Origin of the sequence: Sporanaerobacter acetigenes DSM 13106 (assembly GCF_900130025.1) — a bacterium.
GTDB lineage: Bacteria > Bacillota > Clostridia > Tissierellales > Sporanaerobacteraceae > Sporanaerobacter > Sporanaerobacter acetigenes.
The window spans coordinates 208,294-220,126 of the sequence record NZ_FQXR01000006.1; the positions used below are offsets into that span (position 1 = coordinate 208,294).

Annotated in this window: 9 protein-coding genes; all 9 read right to left on the reverse strand. The window is 28.6% G+C overall.

Going from position 1 to position 11,833, the window contains the following annotated elements; translation table 11 throughout:
* Nucleotides 1-9: 9 nt before the first annotated feature.
* Nucleotides 10-753 carry a hypothetical protein gene (locus BUA21_RS08125; RefSeq protein WP_072744313.1) on the reverse strand — a complete coding sequence of 248 codons (744 nt, stop codon included), beginning with the start codon at nt 751-753 and terminating at the stop codon, nt 10-12.
* Nucleotides 743-2,920, reverse strand: a complete 2,178-nt coding sequence (locus BUA21_RS08130; protein ID WP_072744314.1) for a M1 family aminopeptidase — start codon at nt 2,918-2,920, stop codon at nt 743-745. Before BUA21_RS08130 ends, BUA21_RS08125 begins: the two co-directional genes overlap by 11 nt.
* Nucleotides 2,910-3,803, reverse strand: coding sequence for an ABC transporter ATP-binding protein (locus tag BUA21_RS08135; protein ID WP_072744315.1), 894 nt, complete (start codon nt 3,801-3,803; stop codon nt 2,910-2,912). Before BUA21_RS08135 ends, BUA21_RS08130 begins: the two co-directional genes overlap by 11 nt.
* Before the next feature lie 527 nt (nt 3,804-4,330).
* Complete coding sequence (locus BUA21_RS08140; RefSeq protein ID WP_072744316.1) at nt 4,331-4,756, reverse strand: NUDIX hydrolase; 426 nt, start codon at nt 4,754-4,756, stop codon at nt 4,331-4,333.
* A 73-nt stretch (nt 4,757-4,829) separates the two neighbouring features.
* Nucleotides 4,830-5,705: a hypothetical protein gene (locus tag BUA21_RS08145; RefSeq protein ID WP_072744317.1), complete on the reverse strand. Its 876-nt coding sequence runs from the start codon at nt 5,703-5,705 to the stop codon at nt 4,830-4,832.
* Nucleotides 5,706-5,790: 85 nt separating this feature from the next.
* The gene (locus tag BUA21_RS08150; protein WP_072744318.1) at nt 5,791-6,069 is read right to left on the reverse strand and encodes a hypothetical protein; all 279 of its coding nucleotides are present in this window, start codon (nt 6,067-6,069) and stop codon (nt 5,791-5,793) included.
* Between the two features lie 244 nt (nt 6,070-6,313).
* Nucleotides 6,314-9,277, reverse strand: coding sequence for an insulinase family protein (locus tag BUA21_RS08155; protein WP_159429096.1), 2,964 nt, complete (start codon nt 9,275-9,277; stop codon nt 6,314-6,316).
* A gap of 466 nt (nt 9,278-9,743) precedes the next feature.
* On the reverse strand, nt 9,744-10,430 hold the full coding sequence (locus tag BUA21_RS08160) for an MgtC/SapB family protein (protein WP_072744319.1): 687 nt from the start codon (nt 10,428-10,430) through the stop codon (nt 9,744-9,746).
* A gap of 80 nt (nt 10,431-10,510) precedes the next feature.
* Complete coding sequence (locus tag BUA21_RS08165) at nt 10,511-11,710, reverse strand: metallophosphoesterase family protein (protein ID WP_072744320.1); 1,200 nt, start codon at nt 11,708-11,710, stop codon at nt 10,511-10,513.
* Between the last annotated feature and the right edge of the window lie 123 nt (nt 11,711-11,833).

Below are 11,833 nucleotides of genomic sequence, written 5' to 3' on the forward strand. Positions count from 1 at the left end.
CCAACTACACTACTTTTTTTCTCCCTTATTACATGTATACAATAGAAACATAAGTCCCAATAAGATAAACTCTAATCTTGTATAAATAAATGTATTTGGCATTTCAAAAGGCACAACTTCCATTTCCCTTCCTATGAGCATTGAAAGTGAATACATATCAAAAAAGTTATTTCCAAACATATCTACCCATATGGGTATTATATTACCGCCTAGATTTAAAGCTCCCATCAAAAATGCTACAGGAATCAAGCCATAAATTAATTTTATATTTATCTTCCCTAAAAACATACTAAGTCCTAAAAAGAATATAAATGTTGGAAATAAAAAAACAAATATAAGGTTAATAAAACTTCCAAACTCATTATATCCAAACATAGCTTTATAATATATAAAACTCATAAAAATTGGAACTAAAGATGTCAGTATAAAAGTAACAAATACAGCAGCAGATTTAAGTATATAGTATTGAGTTTGGGATATAGGTGATGAAAGCACAATACTCCTTGCTCTCATTTCCTTATCATTAAAAGTATTCGATATGATAAATATCATAGCAACCATTAACAATGGAGAAATCAAATTTAGGAAAAGTGTATATGTCCAATCCGAAAAAGGTGCTGTTCCCATATATCCGCCTGTTATTAATCTCATCAATGAATCATAAGTACTCGCTACAATCAATAAAACAATATACAAGTACTTTTTAGACCATACAATTCTTTTAATCTCATACCTTAATAAATTAATCAACATCAATCGCCTCCCTAGTAAGATTCATTTCTTGAAGAAATTCATCATAAGTCAAATCTTTCAACAGATGTCTTCTATATACTCCTTGTATTCCCTCTAAAAAAACTTTTCCCCCTTGAATTTCTTCTCCTTTTAAAAGCTTAAGAGGCATTAAATAATACAATTCAGCTTGTCTTTTTTCCATTTCCAATGATCTAATAAACCTTTCATTTAACTTCTCTTTCATATCATCATTATTTATATAATAATAATTTTTAAGTTCGTTTAATCTGTATTTCCAAGGTTGTAAGAAAACACCTGAAGAAACCATGTCCCCAAATTCCTTCTGTATATATTTATATGAAAAATAGTTTGCAAGCCCTTCACACGACCAAGGAGTATCATCTATAACATTTACACCTGTTCCCCACCATTGATGAGCCACTTCATGAGCTATTAAATTTAAGTCATTGGCATAAATGTCTACTTTTCTAAAATCTTCTATTTCATTATTTTTATTCAATATAGAATACATGCTGTTATCACGATTTATAGTATTTTCAGCAAAAGTTATAACATTTTCAGAAGAGTGACCTCCCCTCTTATATATGGAAACCTCAACAATCTTTAACGGATAATCTTTTGAATAATATTCACCAATATTTTGGGTATAATACTCCATCATACTTTTTATATGATCTACTATTTTCATATTGTCCACATATTCTTCATGCCTTGATGTATAGTAAAACTCAACAGCTACATTGTCAACCTCTATTTGAGCTTTTTCATATTTGGACGCAAATGCTCCAATATCTGCAGTATGAGAACTATATTCAAATATCCACTTTTTATTTTCATCAATTGTTTCTACATCTACAAGTCTACCTGGTACTACCATAGTTAAATAATCTGGTGCTATATAGTATCCAGAAATATCTATCATATCTCCCTCCGCAACTAGAGGCCTAAAAATCCAATTTGAAGCCTCTAGCAAATATATGCTCTCCTTTGAAATATATCCAGGCATTCCTCTACCTACACCATTTTTATCACATTTGACACTTCCACTATAAAAAATATCTACATTCACCTTTTCTACATCAGGAATAGATACTTCAATAACATTTTTAATCTTTTGGTATACTATTTCTTCCCCATTAACTTTTAAAGAATTTATTTTTAGTCCATCATTTATATCAAACTTAATTGTATTTGAACCGTTGTTTATAAAACTATATGAAACATGAGCATTCATCTCTCCATTTTCACTATCAAATTTAATTTCTGGACAGATACTATCTAAACAAATATTTTCATCTATGGATATATCCAAGTCATTCATCAATTCCATAGTATAGGGTTCCTTTGTATAAGCAAATCCACTTCCCAATATGACAAGTATAGTTAAAGTTAATAATCCTTTACTTTTCATATTAATTAAAAATGAACTACCTATACCACTTTCATATCTTCTCCTAAATAATAATCCTATACCAAATATGGATAGGGAAATTAAAAACCATAATAATCTATTGTAGATAATAGTATTACCTATAGGACCTATGCCTGCAAAATCTGAAACGATATCCAAATTTGTTCGTACCCAAGTTAACAGGTAATTATTTGATTCCAAACTATTTATAAAAATCATTCCAAAGGTTATAACGCTCATATCTAAACTCTCTGTTAAAAGATAGAGCCCAGATATCATCAAAATAGAAAACAAAAGTGTTGGGAAAAATATTATGAGGTAGCTAAACAGGTAATATGATATATCAATTGGAATATTATATATTAACTTTTGTATAGCCATGACTGCTATCATTCCAATTATAGTTGTTATAACAGCATAAAATATTATAGAAAAAATTCGAGCACCTATTATATATAAATAATCTAAATTTGATTCTACAATAGTTCTACTTCTCTTTCTCTTATCTTTATCCAATTTAAGTACAGTAAATAAAGCAAACAATAGAGAGCAAATAGTAGCTCCAAACTTTGCAGAATTAAAGGATATAGTTGACGAATTTCTTTTTATATAAAATAAGTTGAAATCATTTGTCATGTTCAATGAATTGATTCCTATTGCCAATATAATACATGTAGCTAGAATTAATAAAATAATGACCTTTTCCTTGAACATATATTTAATCTCATTCTTGACCAATAAAATCTTATTTGCCATTTTGAACTTCTCCTTTCAGCATACAATATACATAAGCATCTTCTAAAGAAGGGGTTATCTTTTCAAAAGATGATGGCAAACTTTCAGATACTACCCTATATTTAGTTCCATTTGGAGTAATTACAGTGGAAGTAATCTTGAATTCACCTTTCATTTCACTTTCCAATATCTTTTCTCTATCATTCCCTTTAATCTCTATAGTTCCTACATGATCCAAAGCTTCTTTAACCAGTTCACTAGGTTGTCCAACAAAAAGTATATTACCTTTATTTAAAACTATAATTGAATTGCATATAGATTCTATATCTTCAATAATATGAGTCGATAGTATAACCATCCTGTCCTTTGACCCTTCTGAAAAAAGGTTTCTAAACTTAATTCTTTCTTCCGGATCAAGTCCTACTGTAGGTTCATCGACTATCAATAGTTCTGGATCATTTAGTATTGCCTGAGCAATACCTACTCTTTGTTTTTGTCCTCCTGAAAGGGTTTTTATCCTAAACTTCCTTTTTTCTTCTAAGCTTGTCATACTAATGACCCTGTCAATTGATCCTTCTTTGTTCTCTTTTATACCTTTTAGACAAGCCATATAGTCTAAAAATTCTTCCACAGTCAGTTCCTCATACAGTCCAAAATCCTGAGGCAAATAGCCTAATCTTTCTTTCAAATGCTTTTCATTCTTATTTAAAGGAACTCCATCTACTGTGATACTTCCACTTGTAGGAAGCAATTGTCCTACCAACATCTTCATAAGTGTACTTTTCCCTGCTCCATTAGGACCTACAAATCCAATCATAGCTGGAGAATTAATTTCCAAATTGATATTATCAAGTGCCTTTACACTTTTATATTTTTTGCTGATATTTTCTAATTTTATATTCATTTCATCACCCTCCACTATATATTCGGGAAATGAGTATAAAAGTTACAAAAAAATTAGATGTTATAATAATGTCACCATTTGCATTCTTGATTCGTGTATATAGTGAAGGGAGTTGAAAAAATGGTGAAAATCATTGATATATCACCTATTCAAGAAGCGATATCTGGAAAGTTGAAGAAAATAAAGAGGCAAATCTGAATCATTTAGATACTCTATAACCAATTTGTCTACGAGGTATTAAATATAAAAGTGGAAAAACACAAGAAATGTTTTAAGCTGGAGGATAAAGTCAATTTGATAAATTCGAAGAAAATTATACTGAATCATTATGTTTTGATAAAATAGTTGATGTAAATAATCTTCAAGCATTATTATTTGGAGAACAATTATCTGAAATACCATTACATTAATATGAAATGATAAACGGGCAGGAAACTAACCTGCCCGTTTTCGACTATGTTTGGTACTTTCAATAATAAGCCCTTTATCCCAACAGCTTCTATGTGTAAATAGATATTTTATATACCTTATGCCGATAATATACTTTCAAAATTGTTCTGTAAATACTGAAATAGCTTTGGTGTAATATCTTTATAGGTAAGATTCGATGGCAACTTTTCAAAGCACTTTATTTTTTCCATTTCGCTTTCAGGCAAATCTCCTAATTCCTTTATTTCTGCATAAAAAACCATTCCATTCGCCCTAGAAATTTCATCTCTAGCCCAGTAATCAAATGCAGGCACTATATCAAATGAAATAGCACCTGTCTCTTCAAATAATTCTCTTTTAGCAGCATCTAATGGATTTTCACCTAATTCAATATGTCCACCAGCAGTTTCCCATGTATTTCTTTCTTTATGCTTGCACAAAACCCATTTATCACGATACTTAGCTATAATCACCACATATTTATAAGTTTTTAAATTATTTAACTCACAAATTTCACAAATCATAACCTTCCTCACTTCCTCCTTTTATTATTTGCTCTGCAAGACAGTCTCAAGACAAAGGGATATTTCACTTGTCTTACAAATCTAATATGCTTTCAATAGCCTTTTCTAGCTCACCACTGTGAATAGTATTTAATGACTCTTCAGCCCAATTAGGGAATTTAGGTCGTCTATATGCAAATATTAAAGTAACTAGAGTAGATATACCGTCATCAATTATCTTCTCTTCTTCATCAATAGCACCATATTCTTCAATAAACACCTTCCCAGCCTCTTCTGATAGTGATGAACACACATTTCTAATATCATTGTATCTAAAACCTACACCCAACAGATTGTAGTCAAACATCATTGCTTCTTTTCCGTCATTGCCAACTGCAAGATTGGTCCAATAAAAATCATTATAAGTTAGGGTTTCTTCAAGATCTCCAATTTTGCTAAAAATTAAATCATAGTTATCAAGTATTAAATCCCATACTCTGTTATCACTAGTGTTAGATTTGTTTTTTATTAAATCAATGTTTTCCCTTGTAACAACATCAAATTCTCTATAAAGGTTGCTACCATTTTCATATATATATTTTGCTCCCTTAGTGTGTAAATCAACATACCAAGTAGCAAGTACCTTTGCTACTTCAGTATTCATTAAATCTGATTCCTTTCCTAATCTATATTTTTTACTTCTTTTTAAATCCTCAAGCAATAAGGCTCTATCTGTACGAGCATATACTTTAATTGTGGGTATATTTAACTCTTCAAGAATAGAATAATTTTTTATTTCTCTTGCATATTCATCATTTAAAAAATATTTAAGTACAAAATGTTTGTTTTCATATGCAATTCTAAATAGATAAATTCCATCTTTATTTTGAATTTCTTCCAAATCAATATGATTGGTATTTAACAAACCAAGCTTAATTAGCTCTTTATAGACTTCCTCTATTATATTCATACGGTCTCCTTTTTAATTCTTATATTGATTATTTTGATTTCACTTTTTAAAATTATCATTACTATATTTATTACAATTTCATTACTTATTTTTCTGATCTTTTAATATGAGAAAGATATAAAACTCCAGCTATTGAAAGCAATGCAAATATGACGGTAAAAATATATAAAGATGGTTCTTTTGTTATATAAAGAGCCGTTGGCCCATCTGCACCACCTATAATTTCTACTGAACTTGAACTGCCTATTTGTTTTTGTAATTTGGATAATGGATATATAGGCATTATAAAGTTATGGCATACACTAATAAGAGTCATTATAATAAATATAATGGTAAATACAGTGACTGTTTTTCTTTTTTTCAATTATCTTCACCTCAATTATTATTTTTCATCACTAAAAATAGCACGATTAATTTCTATTTTTAATCCTTCTATCTATAATTCTACATTTTTCACTCAAGTCCTTCTCTTATAATCAATTATTTTTCATTATCAAATTATATTTAAAAAATATATTAGGGTGAGAATCAAAACAAATAATAAACGTTTCAATTCTCACCCTATTTTTCATCTTATATCTTATTCGCTTGGTTAATTATCGATGACCTTAAAGCAGATTCTTTATGGTATTAAATAAACTCTTTTCAGATTTTATTTTAGTTTCTTCTCCGATTACACATATATTATTCTGCTTCAAAATTTCATCTATCATATCGGCATAGCCTCTTATATCTTCTGCCGTAGTGGATAAAATTTCATCTCTATATCTTTGTATATCTTCCTGTGTCTTTCCTGTTATATACATATCATCAGAATCTGATCCTTTATAAATTGGCTCTCTAGGATAGTCAACAATAAATAGTGCTCTATTAATATACTCTGCCATTTTTTCTTCATCTGCGGTGAAATTTCTAAGATAATTACCTGCTCCATTAAATACTTCTATAGTCTCTTTTAGATTTGGATCTCTATATGAATAGAGCATAACAGATGAATCAGTTATCATAGCATTTCCACCATAAGCTCCTCCTTTTATCCTAATCTCTTTGCTTAAATATCTACTTAAAACCTTCTCTAATACAGCCAATTTTCCACTGTTCTCATACCCTAACTTTTTAAAATTTCCAGCCTTTGCTATATATTGAACTTTTGATGGTATTATAAAGCCTTCATTTTTTGTTGAGTCGTCAAATTCATACTTTTGTATTGAAAGATTGTTGGCCTTTATATTATTCTTAAAACTCTTAAAGCTCTTTTCAAAATCATTATAATCTGTTTTATCTCCAGTAAAGCTGACAATTAAGTTGTTTTTATCAAATGCCATATTTTTTACTTCTTCAAGATTCTTTATGATTTCATCTGAATTCTTGTCAAAGTTTTTATCTAAATCACAAATAAACTGATAGAATGGAATATAGTTTAAATTCCTATATTTTTCACATTGAGAATCATAAGACGAAACCTGTGATGAAAGATAATAAAAAGGATCGCTTTCTATATCAAATTGAATTTTTGTTTTTATTCGTTGAATCTGATTTCTTAAATTATCCTTATCATCAAGTTTGCTTTTATTAGTTATTTCATTTAATATGTCAAATGCATTATCTAATTTATGTTTTAGTGTATTAAAAGATATTAGTACCTTAGGATAAAAATTGTCCTTACTTTTACTGTCCTCAAGTGCTATTGCTTCAATGGAAACTCCATCTGTATAAGTATATATAGCATTGTTAAGTTGAGTATAGTTATAATTTTCAGTATCAACATTTCCTAGCATCTTAGTTAATAATATTAAATACATTAGTTTATCTTGTGGAACTTTAGTTGTATCATAGTATAGATCTACATATTGAATTCCATTTGTATATATTGGATGATTTAATATTTTCATCCCTTCAATTTCTTTTATATTTATTGGTATTTCTTCAACCTTTTTATTTCTATCTTCTAAACTAATTTCGAATGACTTTTCTTTTTTGAGTTTTAAAGAATCTTCTTGCCATTTTTTAAATTCTTTATTTTTGTTTATGATAGCATTTAACTCTTCTTTAGATAAACTTGCCTTATATCTAGCAAGCTCATCATTTAATTTCTTTACCGTTTCCTCTTCTAAACCTAGCTTTGGCTTTAGAACTACAAGGGATGAATAATTATTATTCAACATGTACTTTTGAATTAATTTTTCAAAATATCCATCATCTGCTTTTCCCTTTATTTTCTCAATTTGTGAATTCACTTTAAAACATTCCATCAAATCTCCACCATACAACCATGTATTTCTTGCCTTGTCCATATAGTCTCTCCATCTCTCTTCGGACAAGTTGTCCTTTCGTATACTCAATTCATATGAGTTGAGCACTGAATTAATCAATTCCTTATCAAAACCATTTTTCACTATATCATTTAATGATTCATTTACTATTTTCAAAAATTCCTCTTTCTTCCTTTCATTTGAATTGGATATTATGATACCCCGCATTGGCTGCTGTATATCATCTCCAACGGTGCCAAGAAAATTCCCTATTCCACTTTGTGAAACTTTCTTATAAAAAGGTGAAGAATTGGAATGAAGCAACATCTCCAGCATATCTAATCCCATATTTGTTTCATAATCCGTATTTTTATCAAAAGCATAGTTGATAGATAGATAAGTTCCATCCTCTACGCTACTCCCCATTGGTAATGAATAATAATCTTCTACAACTTTCATTTTATCAAAGGGTTTTTCTTTATAAATTTTATTATCAAAATCTATTTTCTTTAATTTACTTAAGTAACCATTATTTATGAATTCCAATGTCTTTTCAATATCCATATTTCCATAAAGATATATAAAGGAATTAGAAGGAGTATAGTTTTTATTATAAGTTTTCAAAAATTCTTCATAAGTAAGTTTAGGTATATCAACTGGATTTCCCCCTGAATCAAATCTATATATTGTATTGGGAAATAAAGATTTGTCTACAACTTCACATAGTTTACCTGTAGGAGAATATCTGCCTTTCATCTCATTGTATACAATACCATTCACATTCAACTCTTTTTCAGGGGAATCTATTTCATAACGCCATCCTTCCTGCATAAAAAGCATCTCACCATCATTTATATTGGGAAAAAATACTGCATCTAAATATTCACCCATATTACGTCTAAACTCATCCTCTTTATCACTAAAAGTAAAATATTGAGTAAAATCTGATCCAGTATAAGGATTACCTATAGCATTAACTCCATTTGCAACTACATGTTCTATTATATGATTCACTCCAGTATCATCTTTTGGTAATGTCTTAAAGGCAATTCCAAATACCTTTCTTTTATCACTATTCTTAATACATGCAAGTTTTGCCCCTGTTTTTTCATGCTCAAACTCAAAAACTGTTGAATCTATATCCTCAATATGTTCCTTTTTCATTAATTTAAATCCTGAATATACTTGTGATATTTTTAGTTCATCTTTAATACCTTCAGCTAATGCAATTGAGGTATTGTTTACTAATGGCTGAATTGAGCCTAAAAAGCACACGGTCACTAAAATAGCTACTAAAAACAACTTCAATTTTCTTTTCATTTTGCTCTTCCTTTCCAATGAATTTTTTATATTTTTTTGAAATAAGATAATAGTAAAATACATTTCATCATATGCTGATACGCAAAACTTCTGATTTCATTACATTTTTCTTTTTTATTATTTCACTTATCCCCACATCACCTCTATTCCCCAAATGCTATAAATTCGAAAATATAACTCTTTCAAATAAATTATATACAACAATTTTCATATAATTCTGCGTTAATCCTTAAGGTTTTCTTAAGAATTTACACGGGATAGAATTATTTCGTTAATGACATATGCTTACAAACGGTAAATCTATAATAGATTTACCGTTTGTAAGCATATAGTACTAATAATCATTAATACATAATTATCTTTTATGTAATGTATTTTCTCACGTAGTCTATAAACCGCTCATTCTTGCCCGTTTAATAAATTCCTTATTTTGTGTTCATAACTATGTATTAACATCATTTTAAGATTAAATCACAGAATCGAACTGTTCCTCTGCAAATCCAATTTGAAAAATTCCATCTATTTTATGAATATCCTGTATAAATTCATTTATATTGATATTACTAGGTAATTTAATTTGAATAAAAGCTGTTATTATGGTATCATCACTATCCATTAGGAAAATATCTTTTATACTAATATTATATATTCCTAACAAAATCCCAATATCACCAATAATGCCTGGCCTATTGTTTGCAGTTATCTCCAAAGTCCTATAATTTGTTTTAAGAACCTTTTTTTCAAAAGATCTTAGACTTACCAATGTTATAAGTACAATTCCTGTAGTCACTAATCCTCCTAAATAATATCCATTACCAATAGCTAATCCAATGCCGGCACAAACCCATAAACTAGCAGCTGTAGTAAGTCCTTTTATATGACTGCCAGTTCTTAAAATAGTACCAGCACCTAAAAAACCTATGCCACTTATTACTTGAGAAGCTAATCTAGCTGGATCACCAAGGTATAAACCAGTTGTCACATCATAAAAGCCATCTATAGATACTAGCATGATTAATGTTGAGCCAACCGTTACTAAAATATGAGTTCTAAGTCCTGCTGGTCTATTATTTGCTTCCCTTTCTAATCCAATCAGTCCCCCAATTATAGCTGATAATATAAGTCTTAATATTATTTGATTTTGATTGGTCATAAGATATTATCCTTTCTTAATTTTTTATTTTAATGAAAGTTTTTAAAACTTTCTATTTATATTTTTGCTTTATGCAGTTTTTATTTATTAATGTCTATAATTGAAATTTTACTTTTTTCATCTACTTTAAGTATTTTGGGTTCTACACTTTTATAAGCAGTTTCACGATTTATATTTTCATCATTTTCTAAAATAATTCCACTAGAAAAAATAGTGATTAAACTATCATTAAAAAATTTATGATAACCTTTAAATTCTGCTTCATGTCCTCGCACAAATAAATCAAACCCTATTAAATCCTTAAATTCTTCAAAATGCTCTTCTGAAAATCGAAATCTTCCATTATCTTCCCTTAAATCTTTCCCATTAATGCTTAGATCACTCCACATCATATTATCCACTATGGTCTTATTTAGATTATCTACTATTTCCTTATTGGTTAAATCTGATATGCTATTTATGTAATAGTAGTATCTATCTCTATCTTTTTTATATCTTGGCAAACCACCATGAGTAGCCATTACAATATTTTTATTACAAATAAAAACTATATTGCATAAGCTATCAAAAAATCTTGAATAAATTTCTATAATATCAGACTTAATTGTTTTATTTACATCTGTAAGATGATATAGATAATGATAAAACCAGTCATCTTTATCGTCTTCTTCTGGAACTCTAACCCAGGAGACAACTTCTCCATCCTTTATAGAACCTCCATCGTGATTTCCTCTTAAAATATAAACATTTTCCGAGAATATATACTTTAAAGATAGTATATATTGGAGACATTCTAAATGCTTTTTACCTCTATCCACATAATCTCCTAAAAATACTAATCTAATTTTTTCTTTGTTTACAATTCTATTAAAAAAATCCACCTTTTCTAAAACTCTTTTTATACTAATAGTATCTGAGTGTATATCTCCTATTAAATAATATTCAAAGCCTTCCTCATTTAAAGAATATATATTAAAAGCTCTTTTCCCATCCTTAAGTTCATTTTCTATTTTCTTTATATTAATATTTTCTTTTAAAATTCGGCTATTATAATCATCATATTCTTCTTCGTGTATTTTGCATACTTCATCTACTAAGTATTTATGAATTTCATATACATTGCTTAAATCTTCATAAAATAAATCATTTAAATCTTTCCACACTAATGAATTTATCTTGAAAAAATCTTTTTTTAATTCTTCTCCTGTAGAATAATATTGATTTTCTAAATTTAGCTTTGTATTATTTATAAAATCTATTACGTCCATATAGCTCTTCATAATTTGTATACCTAGCCTTTCTCTTTATGTTATATTTTTAGTTAAATATTAGTTCAAGAGAAAACTTTAAAACTAAAGTTTTCTCTTGAAGCTTTATGTTAGTCATTTAGCTAATTGGGGGAG